Annotated in this window: 14 protein-coding genes; 4 read left to right on the top strand and 10 right to left on the bottom strand. The window is 45.3% G+C overall.

Annotated elements, in window-relative coordinates:
• Positions 1-168: 168 nt before the first annotated feature.
• From K5620_RS01140 to K5620_RS01130, 3 genes are all read right to left on the bottom strand, one after another.
• Positions 169-1,083: a LysR substrate-binding domain-containing protein gene (locus tag K5620_RS01140; RefSeq protein ID WP_016399877.1), complete on the bottom strand. Its 915-nt coding sequence runs from the start codon at positions 1,081-1,083 to the stop codon at positions 169-171.
• Positions 1,084-1,176: 93 nt separating this feature from the next.
• A complete protein-coding gene (locus tag K5620_RS01135; protein WP_016399878.1) occupies positions 1,177-2,094 on the bottom strand; it encodes a bifunctional GNAT family N-acetyltransferase/hotdog fold thioesterase in 918 nt (305 codons plus the stop codon).
• 100 nt (positions 2,095-2,194) lie between these two features.
• The gene (locus K5620_RS01130) at positions 2,195-2,629 is read right to left on the bottom strand and encodes a hypothetical protein (protein WP_016399879.1); all 435 of its coding nucleotides are present in this window, start codon (positions 2,627-2,629) and stop codon (positions 2,195-2,197) included.
• A gap of 268 nt (positions 2,630-2,897) precedes the next feature.
• Between K5620_RS01130 and K5620_RS01125 the strand changes: the two genes are divergently transcribed.
• Complete coding sequence (locus tag K5620_RS01125; RefSeq protein ID WP_016399880.1) at positions 2,898-4,169, top strand: YdgA family protein; 1,272 nt, start codon at positions 2,898-2,900, stop codon at positions 4,167-4,169.
• A gap of 133 nt (positions 4,170-4,302) precedes the next feature.
• Here the strand turns inward: K5620_RS01125 and K5620_RS01120 are convergent, their stop codons facing one another.
• On the bottom strand, positions 4,303-5,268 hold the full coding sequence (locus tag K5620_RS01120; protein WP_016399881.1) for a MalM family protein: 966 nt from the start codon (positions 5,266-5,268) through the stop codon (positions 4,303-4,305).
• 87 nt (positions 5,269-5,355) lie between these two features.
• Positions 5,356-6,552: a carbohydrate porin gene (locus K5620_RS01115; protein ID WP_016399882.1), complete on the bottom strand. Its 1,197-nt coding sequence runs from the start codon at positions 6,550-6,552 to the stop codon at positions 5,356-5,358.
• A gap of 880 nt (positions 6,553-7,432) precedes the next feature.
• Between K5620_RS01115 and K5620_RS01110 the strand changes: the two genes are divergently transcribed.
• On the top strand, positions 7,433-10,663 hold the full coding sequence (locus tag K5620_RS01110; protein WP_016399883.1) for a GH116 family glycosyl hydrolase: 3,231 nt from the start codon (positions 7,433-7,435) through the stop codon (positions 10,661-10,663).
• Positions 10,664-10,678: 15 nt separating this feature from the next.
• The gene (locus tag K5620_RS01105; protein ID WP_016399884.1) at positions 10,679-13,093 is read left to right on the top strand and encodes a glycoside hydrolase family 94 protein; all 2,415 of its coding nucleotides are present in this window, start codon (positions 10,679-10,681) and stop codon (positions 13,091-13,093) included.
• 70 nt (positions 13,094-13,163) lie between these two features.
• Here the strand turns inward: K5620_RS01105 and K5620_RS01100 are convergent, their stop codons facing one another.
• The 5 genes from K5620_RS01100 to K5620_RS01080 form a co-directional block, all read right to left on the bottom strand.
• Positions 13,164-14,261, bottom strand: a complete 1,098-nt coding sequence (locus K5620_RS01100) for an ABC transporter ATP-binding protein (RefSeq protein WP_016399885.1) — start codon at positions 14,259-14,261, stop codon at positions 13,164-13,166.
• A 2-nt stretch (positions 14,262-14,263) separates the two neighbouring features.
• The gene (locus tag K5620_RS01095; RefSeq protein ID WP_221077439.1) at positions 14,264-15,607 is read right to left on the bottom strand and encodes a GH1 family beta-glucosidase; all 1,344 of its coding nucleotides are present in this window, start codon (positions 15,605-15,607) and stop codon (positions 14,264-14,266) included.
• 191 nt (positions 15,608-15,798) lie between these two features.
• A complete protein-coding gene (locus K5620_RS01090) occupies positions 15,799-16,800 on the bottom strand; it encodes a LacI family DNA-binding transcriptional regulator (RefSeq protein WP_016399887.1) in 1,002 nt (333 codons plus the stop codon).
• Positions 16,801-16,991: 191 nt separating this feature from the next.
• Positions 16,992-17,429 carry a D-aminoacyl-tRNA deacylase gene (dtd, locus tag K5620_RS01085; protein ID WP_016399888.1) on the bottom strand — a complete coding sequence of 146 codons (438 nt, stop codon included), beginning with the start codon at positions 17,427-17,429 and terminating at the stop codon, positions 16,992-16,994.
• Entirely contained in the window at positions 17,426-18,313 is an 888-nt protein-coding gene (locus K5620_RS01080; protein WP_016399889.1) for a virulence factor BrkB family protein, read from the bottom strand. The genes dtd and K5620_RS01080 overlap by 4 nt, the downstream gene beginning before the upstream one ends.
• A gap of 194 nt (positions 18,314-18,507) precedes the next feature.
• Between K5620_RS01080 and K5620_RS01075 the strand changes: the two genes are divergently transcribed.
• On the top strand, positions 18,508-20,067 hold the full coding sequence (locus K5620_RS01075; protein ID WP_016399890.1) for a SulP family inorganic anion transporter: 1,560 nt from the start codon (positions 18,508-18,510) through the stop codon (positions 20,065-20,067).
• Positions 20,068-20,100 lie beyond the last annotated feature (33 nt).

Here is a 20,100-nt window from a genome sequence, read left to right as displayed (position 1 = left end):
CTCGCTTAACGTTGCCAAAGCTAGTGACATAGCATGTTCAATAAAGCAGTCGCGCAGCGGGTTTTGGCTACTGTCTTTGCGCCAAACAAAGTTGAAGCTTTTGCACAAATCTAAGCTACATAGTGTATTTAGAGCAATCAGCTCGCCCGCTCCACAATATCGTACGATTTATTCGTTTAGTGTGGCCAAAGCTAATGACATAGCATATTCGATAAAGCAGTCGCGCAGCGGGTTTTGGCTACTGTCTTTGCGCCAAACGAAGTTAAAGCTTCTGCGCATATCTAGATCTGGTGTATTTAAAGCAATCAGCTCGCCCGCTTTTATCGCCTGCTCCACACTACGTAAAGGTAAGCAACTCAGGTAAGCCCCGTCGGCTACTAAGGCTACTAAACTTGGCACATGGCTATACTCTCGCCATACTTTGAGCTTAGTGATTTTGCCATGAATGGCGCCGTTAAATATGTCTCTAGTCCCAGAGCCTGTCTCACGCAGTACCCAACGCGCTCGGCTTAGCCGAGATAGATTTACTTGCTCTAACTCAGCTAATGGATGCTGCTTACCCGCCACCACGACCAGCTGGTCTTCACACCATACTTGCTGGGCAATCCGGCTATCTGAACAATGCCCTTCAATAATGCCAAGTTGCAAACGGTAGTCGAGTAAGCCTGCTATAACCGCTTCGGTATTGCTGATTTGTGGGCTAATCGCTAAGTCGGGATAAGTTTTATCTAAACCGGCGATGATTTGTGCCAAATAATACTCGGCAATGGTTTGGCTAGCGCCAACACTGAGTTCGCCACTGATCACTTGCTGGCCGGCAAAGCCTTGCATAATGTGCTGACTTTCCATCAACACGCGCTTGGCTCGCGGGCGTAACCAATGCCCCCAGTGATTGAGGCGAAGACGCTTACCTTGCCGCTCAAATAGCTTTTGGCCTAAGCCTGTCTCTAGCTGATTTAAGGCCATGCTGGCAGCAGATTGGGTCATTGCCAGTTGCTGAGCAGCAACACTCACACTGTGGGTTTCGGCTATAGATACAAACACCGATAACTGCTTAAGACTAAAGCGATAAAGATGTTGCATATAAGTTTTCCTGATTGTGTACGCCAAGTATATTTACATACTAAATATACTTGGATTTACACACAAGGATAGCTGGAGGATGTATCTAAACACTTAGCTATCGAGTTCAGCCTGGAGCTTAGGTAGGATGACATAGAAACCTTTGAATTCAGCTGCCACTTCTTTGTTATGGCACACTTGAACAGTCACGGTCATTTTGCATTTTTTGCCTTCAATGAGCGGCAGTAAACTGCCTTTCATTTGGCTCTTCTTCACCTTGGCTAAAGCATCTTGGTCAATCGCTTTACGATGTTTAATTTCCCCTTTAGCCAATACTATGTCACCAGCAAATCCATGCTCTTCTAACATCAACCAAATCATTCCCCAACCCGACAAAACCGCCTGGCTGTAAATGCTGCCAGCAAACATGGTGGAATGCGGGTTGCCGTTTCCGGCAATAGGTAATTTAGTGGTCAACTCGTTACCTGTGTATTGATGTAAACGCACACCCATTTTTTCGCTTAGAGGAATTTGTTGGTTAAACATCTGCTGTAGCTGAGTACATAGCTTGGGTTGCCTTACAAAGCGGTGCTCTGGCGACAACTCTTTAACCATTTGCTGTACTTTAATTTTCACTTTATCGAAGGTAGGATTGCCGGCAGGTTCAAAACCGCAACTGGTAAAAAAGGCTTGCGCATCGCCACGTGCGTTTACCACAATGCGTTCTACTCCTTCATCGTGAGCGGCTTCTTCTAAGGCCATCATCAATAAAGTGCCTAAACCTAGTTTTCGCTGCTCAGGACACACCGCTACATGGCGAATCAGTGCCTCTTTGTTGTCACTTAAAAACAAACGCCCAACCGCTAAAGGTTCACCTTGGCGGTCACGAATCATGCGATGAATACTGTGGTCATCATAGGCATCTCGTTCACTGCCTAGCGGCAGCTGCAAAGGCTTGTTCAATACTTCCCAGCGAAATCGATAATACTTATCCATTTCACCCGATGCATCCGGACAAATTACCTTAAACATGGCGGTTCCCTTCTTGCTTTGCTAGCAGACCTGCTGAAGCTCTCCAGTGTCTTACTATGACACTTGTCATTAACAATAATTCACTCAGCATAGCCTACATTTATTTTGTAGCTGCTTTGCCAACTTTACATATTGCACTTAATTGCAACAATAAACCAACACTTAACATGGTAGTTAGCATGTCCATCACACTGTGGTAGTTCAAAAACCACATCAGCCATAAATAAACAAAGTAAGCCAACCAAGAAACTAAGCGTTGTTTTGGCAAGACCCTATGAATAGCCAGCTGTAGACTAAAAGCAACAGCGGTATGGGTGCTGTAATCTAAGGCTAAACGCGGCCACCATTGCCAGTAGTTATCAGCAAACATCAACGAATAGCTAATCAAAATACTCAGCAATAAAAAACCACTAATTTGCTTAAGCTGCTGCCGAGAGTCACTGCCATCAAAAAGTCGCCATCCCAGCCAAAGCAGCACAACCACTTGCAAGGGCGTGTATAGATCAGCCAATAAGGCTACAAGTTGGTTTAACAAAAAATACTCCAAGTGCTTCAAGCAAGCCGACAAACTTATACCAATCACACTAAGTACGGGATCAGAAATATCGCAGGAAAAATATTCGAGAATAAGGCAGGATTTTTCGATAAGTAGTTATTCTACAATCAAAAATTCTAACGCAGTTATCGAGTATTTTAACCAGATAGAATGAACCGTTACTTAGTACGATTGGTATTACTATTGCTTAGCATTTACATATAGAATGCTTATTCGATAACACGATATTAAAGTAGGTTGCTGCTCAATGTTCAAAAAAAGCGTAGTTTTCTTAACCGTGCTAATGGTTAGTGCTGTTGGAGGTCAATTCTTTAGCCAATACCAATATCAGCGTCAAGTAGAGCAGCTAACCACTAAGCTCAATGAGCAACACGCTTGGTCTTACCAACAAAGCCTAATAAGTAAAGACTGGTTCACTCGCCAAGAGCAATGGCAAATAGAGGGTAACTTTGCAGATCTTGGTTTAGAGCCACAAGCTTTCACCATCATGTTGCAGCATAAAATCAGCTTTTGGCCCCTATGGCTTAGTGGCGAATGGCAAGTGGATGAGCAACAAGGCGACTACCAACAATGGCTGCAGAGCAATCAATTAAACAGTATCCCCCATCTTGGTCAGTGGCAGGCCAACTTACTTACCCAAAATTTAAAGCAATCGCTAAGTATCGATAGCTTCGAGCACAACTATTCGCAGGTAGACTTGCACTTTCATCCCTTGCTGATTACTTCAAATAGCGACCTAGATTTTGCTAAAGGCACTGCCAGCCTAAACTGGCAAGGTATGGAACTAGACGATAGTTCACAAAATGGTGACCATATTCATCTACAGCAAGTGAGCGCTAATGAGCAGTTTAGCCAACGCCAAGGTTGGACACTTGTAGAAAGCGCCAACTGGTCAATTGAGCAACTCACACTACAGCTAGAGCAAGGTAACACCCTGTTAGATTTGCAAAACTTAGTGGTGAGTAACCAGTTTAGCGAACAGCAACAGCGGGCATTTATGAGTGTAGATAGCTCATTAGAGCAATTTAATTTTAAAGAAGCTCAACAAAGATTCACCTTGAATGAACTTGTTTTAACTTCCAAGATCGGCGGCGTTCCAATGCAAAGCTTGATAGCTCTTGCGGGGGCGAATCGACAGCAGCGCTCAGAGCAAGACTTAGATGCCTTGGTGCAAGAACTTATTTCAGAAGGCATAGAGTGGCAGCTAGAACAATTAGCATTAAAGATTAATTCGAATTTTCAAGATCTTGCCATGGTTGGAGATATAAAGCTCTCGGGCAATGCAAAACTTCTGCCCTTTGAGCTAAATGCCGTAAACAGCCCACTGCAGCTACTCCGCTATTTAGATCTGAATGTAGAGCTAGATGCCAATGACAGCTTGTTTAACTACAGCCCCTTATCGGCTTACATTATGGCGCTGCGTAGCGCGGGTTATTTAATTCATCAAGATGGCCGCGACCAGAGTAAACTCATTTTTAATGACAGTGAATTTACAATGAATAGCCTACCGGTGAACTAAAGCTGACTTAACCAAGCAAACACAGCAAGCCTATTGATTTTTTCACACCTAGCCCTGAATTCCTAGCCAAAAAAAACGGCGCACTAGGCGCCGTATAAACAGGGATTAGAAAAAAACACACTTGTGTACTGCACTACTGTTGCTGCTGTTTCTTCAACTGCTCCATAAAATGGGATTGCGCTTTTGAAGATCCGGCACGCTCTGCCTCCTCAACTAGGTTTAAGGCCCTAGAGAGGTCATTCTTTTCTACCGCTTTACTAATCTGCTCAAGATAGAAGTTCTCAGTATCGCTGAGCATCTCTTCTTTAGTTTGGCTAGCCACTACTGCTGTAGTTGCTGTTGCTGCCGCGGCAGTGCTCGCTGACTCAGCTTTTACTGGTGCTGGCTCAACGGGCGTAACATTCTGTTGGGTTGTGCTTGCTGGTGTAGTAACAAAAGACGAACTAAACAACACGTCTACAAAGCGAATATCTAAATTACCAATAGGCGAATGCTTAGAGTAATATTTAAAGGTAGCTGGTAATCCCCCGCCAGTTTTTTCTTCATAAACAGTTTTAGGGTCGATCAATTCGGTTCTTCCAGCAAAGTCAGTTGCCTTGCTATAAACCAGCAAGTAACGAGCACGCTTAGCTTGCTCTGGCAGCAATTCCTGCTTCATGCTGAGGAAGCCTTCCGCATTTAAGGTACTGTCTTCAATTCGAAGCACTTCTTTTAGTCTTTCATCATAGAAAATAACAGTAGGTACAAATACCGTTCTGCCAACAATGCTATCTAAGTAAAAGGTAAACTGGGTAATGTTTTCAGGAATTAACAATGCGGCGGTGTAAGAGTTTCCTTCAGGAAAACGCACTACCGGTGATTTTTCGGTGACATCAATCCGATTAGTTCTATCTAAGGCTAATAACTGGTATTGCAGTTGCGAAGGAAGTAATGGTGAAACATTATTTGATTGCAGATTGGCAGCAATTTTTGCCTCATCTACATATTGGGTGTTCCAAGTGCGAAACGGGTCAGTGACTTCAAAAGGCTTCTCATCACTAGAGCTTGAACAGCCGCTAGCTAATATACAGCCCACAATTACCGTTAATACTTTTTTCAAATTTCCACCTCTTAATTGTGGGCGCTAACAACTTAGCGCCCACTCCTTGGTTGAGTACCTAATAAACTGTACTCAGCTTAGCTGGGTTTACCACCAAGCTTCAACCATGGCACCAATTTTTGTTAAGTCGTACTTATCGGCACCATCTGTTTTAATCTCACCCGTTACCGCGTAGAAGCGAACTACAGGGCGAGACCACATGAAGTGACCCACTTGGAAGTTTTGAGACAAGGTAACTTTCCATGCATCACTACCTTTACCGTCTTGCTCAGTAGCTTGGAAACCAGCTTCTACAGCAGTGGCCATGAACTCATTCCAGTGGTGTTGAGGACGAACCGCAACGCTGTATTCGTTGTTTTCTTTAAAGTTACAGGTTTGACGGCCATCTTCACACTCAATGCGTAACCAGTTGGCGTTGTATTCCATAGCAGTCATTTCGCCGAAGTTAACTGCACCATCTAAAAATACACCGTAGCTGTCTGCGTTAACATCACGAACATTCGACCAGTTGTGACCCGCTGAATTAGAGATGGTTAAAGCTGCAGCATCCGTCTCGTAACGACCGGCTAGTTGGAACCAACCATTGCTTAAACCTTGACGGTAAGAAGCAAAGAACTGGTGAGCTGAATCATTGTCATAAGCATCTTTTTCTGCACCGGTAGCAAAGGCATAGTTATAGCGGAACTTCAAGGCACCCTGCTCGCTTACCTTGATGTCGTGCCAGTTAAGCATTAACTGGTTCACTTGACCGTCGGCAGTACCCGGGTCGCCAGCACCAGAACCCGCTTGAGTCCAACCTAAATCTAGTTGACCTAAACCAACATTCAGATTATCAACACCAGCACCCGAACCATCGGCACTCATCATGAAGTAATCACTTAAACCGCCTTGCTCACGGCCATAGAAGCGTTTACCCGCCCATACGTAAGCATCTGGTTGCGAAGCAAAGATACCTTTACCGCCACCGTAGAACTGAGCTAGACCAATGGTGTCGCCCCAAGTTGGCGAGTAACCAGGAGTGTTTAACATTACATTCATGTCAAACTGCGCGTCACCATTCTCAAAACCTTGAGAAAGCATGAACTCCATCCAGTTACCTTCGTTACCTAGACGGCCAACACCATTAATTACACCGTAATCACCTTTGATAATTCTGATTTCATCGTCAGAAGTTTCTTGAGCATAACGGCCGTAACCAGAGAAATTAGGGGTACCAGCGAATGAGCTAAGTGAGGTTGCCGCGGACGCGACTGCAATTGCAATTGTAAGCGCTTTCATTTTCATTTTGTTCAACTCCGTGTGAATCTTGAAATTTTATTGGAAGCTTTTTTTATATATGGCCAACTAGCCATGGTTTAGCAGTATAGAGCTCAAAATAAGATAAATAAGTGACCTTCATCACTAATGAAAACGCTTGCAAATAGCGGCGATCACAAAATATACAAATTTCATACATTCTGTTTCATGAAATATTCTCGAAATCCACATCGTTTCAAGAAAGCACTTACATACATAAGGCCTTGTATTAAAAGTAAAAAACAACCCAATAATAAAGGCATGAAAGAGCCATGAAACAAATGATGTTTTTTCACATCAAGAAGTTCATTACAAAAATCGAACTATGTGAGGCATATCAAACAATTTTTCCCAAGTAAACATTTGCACATTTTTGAACGCTACCATTAGCGTTAACAAGCGATGTTAACTAGGCATTTCAAGGCTCTCAGTTATTTTCATTTGACCTTTTACTCTAAAAATTAAACAAGAAAGAGTGAAATAAATGTTAGCGCGCACCTCTATTCGCTAAGAGTTCAAACCTCATTGCAGCAGATTTCCCGCTCCGTTAATTAAGAAGAAACTCAACTAATGTTTTTTTGGATGAGCGATAGCCATAACAAGCTAAGAAACTTGTCACGCATGCACTTGGATTAAAAGAAATAGCGAACAAAGGCCGCACTACATATAGCTTACAGCCAGTTAGCAAGTAGGAAGAAACAACACTATCTAACGAAAAATGACAGCTTCTTTCATGGCTTTCCTATTACGAAATCTTTTATTGAAGCGGATCACTTTTTCGAATTGAGGCGCTAAACAAGCAAAGCTCAACTGTTAACATGCCATGTGAAAGCGCTTACACATCAAGGTATTTAGAGAGGTTGAACCAATGTTGCATCGTTATACCGCACAATCCAGTTATCACGGCCAAGTAAACGACTTGATGAGCCCAGGATTAGCGGATGAGTTTATTCAACCTTGGTACGTACCATTAAGTACGACTCCAGCAGATACAGGAATTGCTTTAGGTGGCATTGGCAGTGCTTATACCTTTACGCCAGCGGGTACAACGCCGCTATTACATATGCTTCCCGGCCTGCATTTAAGTGACCAAAAGCGTGATAGCCTGCGTTTAGAAGACTTCTATTTAAGCCAAACTCCGGCCGACCAGCAACAGCTGGTAATTGTTAATCTCAGTGATTTTCAGCAAAAGCAAAAATTCTTTGCCCTAAGCAAGGCTGAACAAGCACCGCTATTTACGCCTGACATGAATGTTGAGCAACAACTTGCCACGCTTCAACTGCTGCTTAGTGAACCAGAGTTCTATCAGTGGAATGCTGCAAACTTAGAGCGATGGAAAGTAGAACTATCCAGCAAGACTCAACAACTGATTACAGCCGCTAAGCAAACCACCAAGCTGAATATAAGTTGGCTATTAGACTTTTACGATGGAGCCTTAGGTCTGCAGCAACAATCACAGCAGGCCTTAATTGGCGATTGGGAGTCAGAACAATACAACGGTGTAGCGGCTTGGCCTTGTGAACAAATAGACTACAGCGCACTGTATCCGGTGGCTAAACAACGGTTTAGCGGCCAACAAGCGATTCAAGTGAGCAAGTATCACTACAGCCCGGTTATTCCTAACCATGAAGATTGGGCAGCGTTACCAATAAGCTATACCCGAGTGGTATTACACAATAGCAGCGGCCAGCGACAAAGCTTTAGCCTAGTGAGATGCCTAGAGAACCTCTCTGGTTTTCAGGCAATTAAACAGCGCCCTGGGGTTCAAGATGCAGCATGTAGTTTGGTAAGAGCAGCCAATACTCAGCAAGCTCATGCCACCAGCTGGCAAACAGAAGGCAAGCATCACTACGCCATAGAAATGACCGGTAAAGCCAGCCCTGGCGTGGATTTTGATGGCCAAAGCTGTATCTCGGTATCAGCGCCAACGCAGTGTTGCGTGAGTGCAAAACCTTATTTTTATAGCGACACCAGTGCCCAACAGGTTGCCGGTGCACTCGCCAGTGGTCGCTTTGCACAGGCGGTTGACCGTGGCATTTATAGCGGGCGCGAACTAAGCTCAAGCGCCTTATGTGTTAGCGGCGAGCTAGCCCCAGGCGAAAGTGTTGAAATCTTATTCTCGCTGGTTCTCGACTTCCCGCATATTCAATTACCCGGCTTAAGCAGCCAGAAAAAATACCGCCAGTTCTACCCTGAGTCGCAAGGCCGCGCCTTAGCTATTTGTAAGCACGCCATTGAAATAGAACCACAAGTGCAAGCAGCCCTAGCGACGGTTAATCAACAATTAATGCCCGATGCATGCTTGGATTCGCTGCCCATGTCCACCAGCGGCAAGGCCGAAACCCGCACGCTAGCGCTAAACACCTTGTCATTTTTGGCTGAAGCTACAGTATGGGATGAACAAGATCGATTCTTAGTACGAGAGTGTGCCGACTATCCATTTTTCAATTCCTTAGACGTTTACTTTTACGGTTCATTCTCGCTGTTACAGTGCTTCCCACGCTTAGATGGGGCAGTAATGCGCCACTTCTCACAGGCAGTATTGGCGGAAAACAACATTGTTCGTCGCCACCACGAATATGTCGGCCTGCCGCATGCGGACCTACCCAACAGCAAAACCGAAGGTCCTCGGGCAGTGCGCGGCGCGGTGATTCATGATCTCGGCAGCCCCTTTGATGCTAAACCCGATGCCTATGATTGGCACAACGTTAAAGAGTGGAAAGATTTAGCCCCTAAATACATCTTAATGCTATTGCGCCATTACCGCTTTCATGGCGATAAGGCTTTGCTGCAAGATTGCTGGGAAGCTTGCCAAGCAGCCATGCATTACCTACAAGCAATGGTTGAGCCTGGGCAGTGTTTCCCATTAACCCGTGGCACCGACGACACCTTTGATAACCTGTCTTCGCACGGCATTTCGGTATATTGCGGTTCTTTGTGGATAGCCAGCTTAGAAGCTTACGCCTGCATTGCAGAACTGCTAAACAAAGCCAGTATTCCACAGGAATACCGCTACCTTGCCAGCCGCGCTCGTAAGCAATTTCAAGCCAGTTTATGGGATGAAAAAGCCGGCTACTTCCACTTTTATGTTACGCCTTTGCAAATTGGTGACGTAACAGAAAAACGGCGCGAGCAACTGATAACCAGCTTACTCAACAGCCCATTTTCTCAGCAGTTAAAGCTAAAGCAAGACAGTTGCTCTGTGGAACTGGTGGAAGCGCTTAACCGCTGGTTATCTACTCCTGAACTGTTAGAACTTGGTGAGCTAACAACAAGCGTTGAGCGCTTGTGGGCTAAGTACCATAGCAGCCAAACTTGGCCGATTGACGCCGAAAATCCAAAATTATGCCGCCAACTTCGTAAATTAGCGCTAGTTGCCTTGGGCGATTTTTGGCAACCCTCATGGTTAGATAAGATAAGCCTAGACAGTGATGACAGCTTTGCCGATCAGCTATTGGCCGATAGCTACTGCCGGATGTTGCAATTGCCTGCAGTCTCTAGCGAGCAACAACAACGCCGCGCCCTAGAGTACGTTTATAAACACAACTACCAAATAAACAGCGCGCGAGTGGGAGCAGCCAATTTAGTTAGCCGCTACGGCGAGACTAAAGAGTGGGATAATTTTCAAGCTCACGATGTGTGGATTGGGGTGCAATACTCTTTAGTCAACGCCATGGCTGCCCTGGGCATGCAACAGCAAGCGGCGGATTTACTCAGCGCCTGCTACCGAAACTTGTACCTAGATGCTCGCGTTCCTTTTGCAGCACCTGAGGGCTTTAACGCCAGTTGCCGCTTTGACGCCAAGCAGTTTGCCCAGCTAGATGAGCCGGCAGCAGTCGAGCTTAGCAAAGCGCTTATCGAGCTAGGTTTACTTTATGCCGATGGCCGAATCGCGGCCGATATCCCGCGCCAACTCAGCGAATTTAAGCTGCGCAGTGCCGCAGTCTGTCAACAATTTCAGTTAGACAGCCAAACGCTGTTTTACGCCCTTCACCATACCGGATTGAAGTACACCGCTGGTCGTTACTTCCGCCCTGGAATGATCTTTTCACTGCCTTTGGTTAGCTCAACAACCAAATCAGAACAGCATTCAGCTTAATAATTTGAGGTAAATATGAACAAGCAATACGGTTACTTCGATGACCAAAACAAAGAATACGTTCTAACTACGCCAAAAACGCCGATAAAATGGGCGAACTACGTAGGAACTCTAGACTTTGGTGGCTTAATTGATACCACTGGTGGCACCGTAGTATGTAAGCAAGATCCGGCATTAAACCGTATCACTAAGTATATTGCTCAGCTGCCTCAGTCTGAGTTCAAAGGCTCAACCATTTACATACGCCGTAAAACTGAGCAGGGCTATCAGCTGTTTTCTCCGTTTTATACGCCGTGTTTAGAAGCCTTAGATAAGTTTGAGTGTCGCGTAGGTTTGTCTTACACCCGCTGGGTTGTGGAAGCTCAAGGCCTGCAAATTGACGTAAAAATCTTTGTACCACAAGGCTCTAGTACCTTATTACAAGATATTAAGGTGACTAATATTAGCCAGCAAACGCAAGCAGTAGATGTAGCGCCGGTGTATGAATTCACCCATTTCGATGCATTAAAGCAGCTGGTTAACGCCGACTGGGTTCCACAAACCATGACCTTGAAAGCGCACGCTGAAGACAGCGGCCATGTAGTGTTAGAGCAATACGCCTACATGAAACGCGATAGCGCTGTTAACTATCTAAGCTGTAACCGCCCTGTTGATTCATGGGAAGGTGATCGCCGAGCATTTTTAGGCGATAACGAATTTGGTTCTTGGTCTAAGCCTTTGTCGTTACAAGAAGAAAGCTTAAGTAATTCTGAATGCGACCGCGGTGATAACGTAGGTGCGTTGTTGGTTAAATTGGGCGAGCTGGCACCAGGACAAACAGAGCGAGTAATCACTCAACTTGGCCAAGTACCTAGCTTGCAAGAAGCTGAAGCAGACATTGCCTTATACCGCAACGAACAAGCCGTTGACCAAGCCTTTGCCGAGCTAAGCAACTTCTGGGAAAACTACCTTGATGTAATGCAAGTAGACACCCCAGACAACGCCATGAACTCTATGCTAAACGTGCATAATCCGCGTCAATGTCATACCACTAAAAACTGGTCACGTTACTTGTCGCTTTACCAGCTAGGTTATGGCGCTCGAGGTATTGGTTTCCGTGACTCCTCGCAAGATTTAATTGGGGTAATGGCGCATATGCCGCAAGAAGCACGTGAGTTTGCCGAACGCTTGTTGTCGGTACAGCTAGAAAACGGTTCTGCCATGCACCAGTACTTCCCACTCACTATGGAAGCCAATGAAGGTGACTCACGTGAAGAGCCTGATTGCCCAGATTACTACGGCGATGACCACTTATGGATTGTGCTTACTGTTGCGCAATACTTAAAAGAAACTGGCGATTTAGAGTTCTTAAACAAACCCATTACTTACTACAGCAAAACTCTGGAGCTGGCCGACCGCAGCCAAGGTAGTGTTTACGAGCATCTACTAAAATCCATTGATTTTACTTGGAACAACATTGGTGAGCATGGCCTACCGCTATTAGGCTTTGCAGATTGGAACGATACGGTTAACTTACCAAGTGGCGCAGAATCTTTATTTGTAGCCAACCTATTTGGTAAAGCCTTAAAAGAGTTAATCGACATTGCGTCAGCCATTGATGATAAAGCCAATCTAGAGCTACTTAACGGCTACTACCAAGAAATGAAACAACGAGTGAACCAACATGCTTGGGATGGTGAGTGGTGGGTACGCTACTTTACCAACGAAGGCGAGCCTATTGGTTCTCATAAAAACCAGCATGGTAGCTTGTATACCAACGGACAGTCTTGGCCGGTTATTTCAGGTTTTGCCGAAGGCGACCGGATGCTGGCAGGCCTAGATGCAGTAAACCACAAACTCAATACCAAGTACGGCATTATGTTATCGGGCCCTGGCTACAATGGCTTTGATCCTCAGCTTGGTGGGGTAAGTACTTACCCACCGGGAGCAAAAGAAAATGGCGGCATTTTCCTGCACTCTAACCCTTGGGTAATGATGGCTGAAACCATTGCTGGCAACGGTGACCGAGCCTTTGAGTACTACAACCAAATTAACCCGGCTTTCCATAACGACAACTTAGATGTGTTCCAATCAGAACCTTACTGTTACCCACAAAACATTCTAGGTGCAGAGCACAAACAATTTGGTATGGGGCGCAATGCTTGGTTATCTGGCACCTCAGCTTGGACTTACGTGGCGGGAACCCAATATATACTAGGTATTAAACCTACTCTGGTAGGCCTAGAAATTGACCCATGTATTCCTAAAGCTTGGCCAAGCTTTAGCGTGAAACGTCGCTACCGTGGCGCCCAGTACAATATCACAGTGAGCAACCCTCAAGGCGTTAGCTCAGGCGTAGCAAGCATTAAAGTTAACGGTGAAACAATTAGCGGTAAAGTGCTTCCGGTATTTAACGATGGTGAACATCAAGTAGAAGTGGTGCTAGGCTAAGCCTCGCAACAAACACAAAAAAGCCAGCGTAATGCTGGCTTTTTTATTTTGTGTCATAGCTTAGAGAATATTAAGGCTGAGCTAAAGACTCTTGTGTTTCACCATCAAATAAGTGTACGAAGGTGGCATCTAAAAAGATGTCTAATTCACTGGGTAATTTAGTGTGCTCAGCCGGCGCTTCAATAATAATGCTCTGTCCACCAAGCTCTGCTTTAACATGCATAGTTGCGCCCAATAGCTCACTATCTGTGAAAGTCGCTTTGGCAGCAATCACATGGCTAGGCTCTAGCTGCTTTTCATGCAAATGAATATCGTTAGGACGAATGCCCAAGATTAGCTCTTGGCCTTCTTGCAACTTCCCAACAAACTTCTCAGGAGCTTTAATCTCTTGGCCTGCTAACTCCAGTAGCCACTCACCCTGCACCTGCTTGGCCTTAGCTGGGATCATATTCATTGACGGAGAACCGATAAAGCCGGCAACAAACTGGTTTTTAGGTTGGGTAAATACTTCGTAGGGCGTGCCGATTTGAGCGGTAACGCCTTTGTTCATTATCACAATGCGGTCGGCAAGAGTCATTGCCTCGACCTGGTCGTGAGTCACGTATAAGGTGGTTACACCCAATTTGTTGTGCATATCTTTGATTTCTGCACGCATTTTGCCACGCAGTTTAGCATCTAGGTTAGACAGCGGCTCATCAAACAAAAATAGCTTAGGTGTGCGCACCATAGCACGCCCCATAGCAACTCGCTGGCGTTGACCACCCGACAGCTGCTTAGGTTTGCGATTAAGGTAATCAGTTAGCTGCAGCATCTCGGCGGCCCACTCTACCGACTTCTTAATCTCTTCTTTCTTAACTCCTTGAACCTTGAGCGCAAATGCAATGTTTTCATACACTGTCATATGCGGGTAAAGCGCGTAGCTTTGAAACACCATCGCTAAATCACGGTCTTTCGGGTCAACATCATTCAGGCACTTATCGCCCATTTTGATTTGACCCGAAGTGATGGTTTCCAAGCCGGCTACCATCCTTAAGATGGTTGACTTACCACAACCCGACGCACCGAGTAATACAACAAATTCACCATCACTCATCTCTATGTCGAAACCTTTTACGATTTCGACCTTACCGTAGCTCTTACGAAGATCTTTAAATGACAGTGACGCCATAATTATGCTCCTGCGCGTTGTTTTAGAAACTGCTGAAAGTAAGTAGCACTTTGTTTAGGTACCCGTTGCTGGGTATCGTAATCGACATATACGATGCCAAAACGCTTTTCGTAACCAAAGGCCCACTCGAAGTTATCCATTAAGCTCCAAGCAAAATAACCTTTTAATTCAACCCCTTGCTCAATGGCATCGGCAACCGCATTTAAATGTGATTGGTAATAATCACAGCGCTGCTGATCAATCACCTTGCCATCTTCTAGAGTATCTGCCCCTGCCATACCATTTTCAGTAATAAAAATTGGCGGGAGTTCATAGCGCTCATTTAGCTTGGTGAGTAAGCCAGTTAAGGCTTGTGGACACACTTCCCAACCCATGTCGGTACGCTCAACCCCCTCTAGGGTCACCTGTTTAGGGCCATCATCGGTGGCTTTTATCACATGGCGGGTGTAATAGTTGATACCCAAGTAATCGATGGGCTGTTTTATTAGCTCTAAATCACCCGGCAGAATGGTTGGCCACCAAAGCGGCTGCTGCTGGCGAATAGCCTCAGGATATTGTCCCTCGATGATTGGCTGCAAAAACCAGTGAATGCCCTGCTGTTCATCAAAGTCGGCAGCTAATACATCTGCAGCATTATTCGGATCTGCTGGATAAGCCGGAGTGAAGTTAAGCACGATGCCATGTTCGGCACTTGGGGCATTCTCACGCATCTTAGGCAAGGCTAAACCATGGGCTAAAAGAATATGGTGGGCAGCCTGAAAGCCAAACTTATCTTCAGTTAAACCTGGGGCATGTTGACCATAACGATAGCCTAAAAAGGCACTACATAAGGGCTCATTAAAGGTGGCATAGCTATAAACATCATCACCAAGCGCTTTGGTCATGATGTCGGCAAATTCGGCGAATTTATACGCAGTTTCACGACTTAACCAGCCACCTCTGTCTTCGAGGTATTGCGGTAGGTCCCAGTGATATAGGGTCACAAACGGCTTAATACCTAGTTGTTTAAGTTTGGCAATTAGCTGTTGGTAAAATGCGATACCTTTGTCATTAACTTGACCTTCTACCGGCATAATCCGTGGCCAAGCAATTGATAAGCGATAGGCATCAACACCTAGCTCTGCAATCATCTCTAGATCTTCTTCCCAGCGGTGGTAGTGGTCACAAGCAATGGTGCCATCATCACCGTTGGCTACTTTTCCTGGGGTGGCGCAAAAGCGATCCCATATGGATTCGCAGCGCTCATCTTCTTGGTTAGCACCTTCAATTTGGAAGGCAGCTGTCGCTACACCAAAAATAAAGTCAGAACGGCGAAACGGGGACGACTTTGGAAAATCAAAAGACATACAACAACCTCAAACTGCGCCCAATGGGTCGCATCTTACACATTTTATGGGATTAAAAAGACGACCAGTTTTCACTGGAGATCGATGTTAGCTATAAATTTGAAGAAACCTATAGCTAACACCAAGCAAGGAGTCGTTTAATGCTGGGGGGGAATAATCACATTCAAACTCCTTACATATAGATAAGCTTGTTAACTAACTGGTGGGGCAGTAGATTCACGCACAATAAGCGAGGGCTCTAATTGCACACCGTTTACTAAATTCTTGTCGGCCAAATTTTGCAGCACCATATTGGCGGCAATAGTGCCCATTTCCTCAATCGGGAAACGAATGGTGGTAAGCTTAGGGCGCAAATAACGTGAATAGAACATGTCATCGTAGCCTACCACCGAGATACGCTCAGCCGGTGATTCGTTATCTCGCGACAAAATGTCATAAACACTAATAGCGATGTTATCGTTACCACACACCACACCAGTAAAATCGATGCCACGTTGAAATAACTTAGCCGCCGCTTTAGTACCACCATCTTCTTGATACAAACCTTCAACAATAAGTTGCGGATCGTATTCTATGCCTGCTTCACTAAGCGCATTTCGATAACCTTGCAGACGCTCACGAGCATCAAAGTGCACCAATGGACCGGTGATCGAAGCAATCCGAGTATGGCCTAAATCAATTAAATGCTTGGTGGCCAAATATCCACCTAACTCATTGTTCAAATAAATACAGCGATGCGCTAGCTCTGGCACATAGCGGTTTAATACAAATACATTTGGGTTGCGGGTACACAGCTCAATCAATTCGTCATCACTCATGGCTTGAACCACCAGCAATATGGCGTCAACACGGCGCGAATTAAGAAAACGAATCGCTTCACGCTCTTGCTCGATATTGTCGTGCCCACTAGTGGCAATAAGGTGCTGACCTTCTTTGCGTAATACCGACTCAATACTGTGCATCATGGGACCGAAAAATGGGCCCGATAAAGTACCTACTACAATCCCAACACTGTAAGAGCGGTTGGTAGCCAGAGCCTGTGCAAAAGAGTTAGGTTGGTAACCCAATTTGTCCATGGCGGCCATAACTCGCTCACGATTAACATCGGAAACTTTGTTATTACCGTTCATTACTCTGGATACGGTTGCTTGCGAAACACCCGCTAGATCAGAGACTTCCTTGATTGTTGCCATTATTACTATAGCCTCTCTGTATTTGTAAGCGCTCTCACACAAAACCTTTCTGGGCACAGTCAGATTTTAAGTTTACTCGTGAAAGCGCTTTCTCTTAATATGACCGATTAAAGTCATTTGTGTCAATTGCCTTTCTAGGCAGCAAATCTGATATGTGAGCCGCCGCAAAGTTTCGATTTTATTGATGAAAATTAAACCTGCAGCCAAAAAGTCATAGGCCCATCATTGACCAAAGATACCTGCATATCGGCAGCAAATTCACCTGTTTCAGTAGGCATTCCGCGGTCACGACAAGCGCTAACAAAGTATTCATAAAGGTGATTGGCCTGCTCGGGACTGGCGCCTTTAGAGAAGCCTGGGCGTAAACCTTTGTCGGTGTCAGCCACCAAAGTGAACTGAGATACCACCAATAAGCTGCCACCCGCTTGCTGCACGTTAAGATTGGTTTTGCCTTGTTGGTCAGCAAAAATACGGTATTTAATTACTTTTTCACAAAGCTTGGTGGCCTTTGCTTGGTCATCACCTTGCTCAACACCCAACAACACTAATAAGCCAGGTCCTATTTCACCAATAGTTTGATCAGCCACACACACGCTGGCTTGTGTCACCCGTTGAATCAACGCAATCATTCAGACTCCTCAATGATACTACTGCTATCTTGTACTTGTTGGCCCTCGGTAAATTCGCCTAAAGCGGCGGTAATTTCGGCGCCAATTAACACCACTATCCAACTCACATATACCCATACAAATAAAATGGGTATGGTGGCGAGAGCACCATAAATAACTTGGTAGGAAGGGAATGAGGCAACATAGAAAGCAAAACCTCGTTTACCCAGTTCAAACAACAAGGCCGCCACCACAGCGCCACTTAAACCATGGACAAAACGGATCGGCTTATTTGGCACCAGCAAATACAACAAACAAAATGCCCCTACAGAAAATAACAACGGCACCGTGCGAAGCATTTTATTCCATATGCCTAATAATGTTTCATCGGCAAACAGTTGCATGGAGAAGATGTAAGAACTTAGCGCCAAGCTGCCGCCCATTAACAAGGGGCCTAAAGTTAGAATCATCCAATACATAGGAAAAGCACTACGCCAACGGCGTTTTTCCTCAACCCGCCAAATCATATTCAGGCTCTTATCAATCGCCGAAATGAGCATTAAGGCCACTACGGCTAAAGCTGCGATACCTACTGCTGTCATTTTCGATGCGTTTTCAACAAAGCCACGCAAGCTCTGCTTCACCACTTCACCAGAAGCCGGTACAAAGTTACTAAACACAAAATCTTCGATTAAGGTTTGAAAGCCGGAAAATACTGGGAAGGCGCTAATAATTGAAAACGTTACTGCTACTAAAGGCACTAAAGACAGCAAGGTAACGTAAGCTAATGAGCCGGCGATCATGGTCAGTTTTTCTTGTTTTATCCGCTCAAACAAGAAAAGCGCAAACGCTTTGCTTTGCTGGAAAAGCGCTTGCCAATTAGGCGTGTTTTTCTGCCCGCTCATGATTCATTTCACTCCTTTGCATTATCTCGCTAAAGGATGAACTAGTTAATGACGCAACTCAAGTTTAACAAGGGCTTAAGCCACAAACTTGGCTAAAAAAAGCTGAACAAAAGCTGATGTTTTTTTGAACTGAATCACATTAAGTGCTAGACTCCCGCCCCATTTCCTTTCGTTCTTTATTGGATCCTAAGAACATGTTTGAATTTCCTAAATTTCGGGGAGCAACAGTCAAAAATGACTTACTCTCCGGTTTAACGGTTGCGCTAGCTTTAGTTCCTGAAGCAGTTGCCTTTGCCTTTGTTGCCGGCGTAGAACCTTTAGTAGGTTTATATGCAGCATTTATGGTGGGGTTAATTACCGCTGTAATTGGTGGCCGTCCAGGTATGATCTCGGGTGCAACTGGCGCGCTAGCGGTAGTAATGGTGGCCTTAGTCGCAGATCACGGTGTGGAGTATTTATTTGCCACTGTGGTGCTCATGGGTATTTTGCAGGTCTTAGCTGGGGTCTTCCATTTGGGTAAGTTTATCCGCATGGTGCCACACCCGGTAATGCTAGGCTTTGTAAACGGCTTGGCTATTGTGATTTTCTTGGCTCAGCTTGGTCAGTTTAAAGTGCCCAATGCCTTTGGCGAACTAGAGTGGATGCAAGGCAGTCAGCTTTGGATCATGTTAGGCTTGGTGGCTATCACCATGGCAGTTATTCACTTCTTGCCAAAACTTACCAGCGCAATCCCTGCTTCTTTGGTGGCGATTGTGGGTGTTACCGTAGCAGTGCAGGTATTAAACTTAGATACCCGCACAGTGGTAGATTTTGTACGCGGTATGACCGGTGACGCTAACGCAACTATTGCTGGCGGTTTACCAAGCTTCTCTATCCCAAGCGTGCCATTCAACTTAGAAACACTGAAAATCATCTTCCCTTATGCCATCGTACTGGCGGCTATCGGCTTAATTGAGTCACTACTAACCTTAACCGTAGTTGATGAAATGACCGGTACCCGTGGACACGGTAACAAAGAGTGTATTGGCCAAGGTGTGGCTAACGTAACCACTGGCTTCTTTGGTGGTATGGGTGGTTGTGCAATGATTGGCCAGAGCATGATTAACATTCGCTCTGGTGGTCGTGGCCGCTTATCGGGCATCACCGCGGCACTAGCACTACTGGGTTTCATTCTATTTGGTTCTTCTCTGATAGAGATGATTCCTCTCGCCGCTTTGGTCGGTGTAATGTTTATGGTTGTGTTAGGCACCTTTGAATGGGCCAGCCTGCGCATGATTAATAAAGTGCCTAAAGCTGACTTCTTTGTGATTGTGCTGGTATCTGTCGTCACCGTATTTACCGACTTAGCGGTAGCGGTGGTGATTGGTGTAATCGTATCTGCGTTGGTATTTGCTTGGAACCACGCTAAGCACATTTACGTAACGACCACTAGCGTAGATGACGACCATAAAGTTTATGAGTTGGATGGCCCCTTGTTTTTTGGCTCAACGGCTAACTTCTTAGAGCTGTTCAATCCAGCTAACGATCCAAAAGATGTAGTGATTGATTTTGCCAAGTCGCGAGTAAGTGATCACTCAGCGATTGAAGCCATCGATACCTTGGCAGAGCGTTACGAAAAAGCCGGTAAAACTCTTCACCTTAAGCACCTTAGCCCAGAGTGTCGTAAACTGCTAACTAAGGCAGGAAGCGCGGTGGAAGTTAACTTAATAGAAGATCCAAGCTATAAAGTGGCCACCGACACCCTCGACAACTAAGCCTATCAGTAACTAAATCTAAAGCCGCTACTC

Source organism: Agarivorans albus, assembly GCF_019670105.1.
Taxonomy (GTDB): Bacteria; Pseudomonadota; Gammaproteobacteria; order Enterobacterales; family Celerinatantimonadaceae; genus Agarivorans; species Agarivorans albus.
Note: the sequence above shows the minus strand (reverse complement) of the source record. Positions and strands in the feature narration are given on the sequence as shown.

Bases quoted from the DNA above. Each gene is read 5' to 3' on its own strand.
- K5620_RS01140 (WP_016399877.1), bottom strand. From the start codon at position 1,083: ATGCAACATCTTTATCGCTTTAGTCTTAAGCAGTTATCGGTGTTTGTA.
- K5620_RS01135 (WP_016399878.1), bottom strand. From the start codon at position 2,094: ATGTTTAAGGTAATTTGTCCGGATGCATCGGGTGAAATGGATAAGTAT.
- K5620_RS01125 (WP_016399880.1), top strand. From the start codon at position 2,898: ATGTTCAAAAAAAGCGTAGTTTTCTTAACCGTGCTAATGGTTAGTGCT.
- K5620_RS01115 (WP_016399882.1), bottom strand. From the start codon at position 6,552: ATGAAAATGAAAGCGCTTACAATTGCAATTGCAGTCGCGTCCGCGGCA.
- K5620_RS01110 (WP_016399883.1), top strand. From the start codon at position 7,433: ATGTTGCATCGTTATACCGCACAATCCAGTTATCACGGCCAAGTAAAC.
- K5620_RS01105 (WP_016399884.1), top strand. From the start codon at position 10,679: ATGAACAAGCAATACGGTTACTTCGATGACCAAAACAAAGAATACGTT.
- K5620_RS01100 (WP_016399885.1), bottom strand. From the start codon at position 14,261: ATGGCGTCACTGTCATTTAAAGATCTTCGTAAGAGCTACGGTAAGGTC.
- K5620_RS01095 (WP_221077439.1), bottom strand. From the start codon at position 15,607: ATGTCTTTTGATTTTCCAAAGTCGTCCCCGTTTCGCCGTTCTGACTTT.
- K5620_RS01090 (WP_016399887.1), bottom strand. From the start codon at position 16,800: ATGGCAACAATCAAGGAAGTCTCTGATCTAGCGGGTGTTTCGCAAGCA.
- dtd (WP_016399888.1), bottom strand. From the start codon at position 17,429: ATGATTGCGTTGATTCAACGGGTGACACAAGCCAGCGTGTGTGTGGCT.
- K5620_RS01080 (WP_016399889.1), bottom strand. From the start codon at position 18,313: ATGAGCGGGCAGAAAAACACGCCTAATTGGCAAGCGCTTTTCCAGCAA.
- K5620_RS01075 (WP_016399890.1), top strand. From the start codon at position 18,508: ATGTTTGAATTTCCTAAATTTCGGGGAGCAACAGTCAAAAATGACTTA.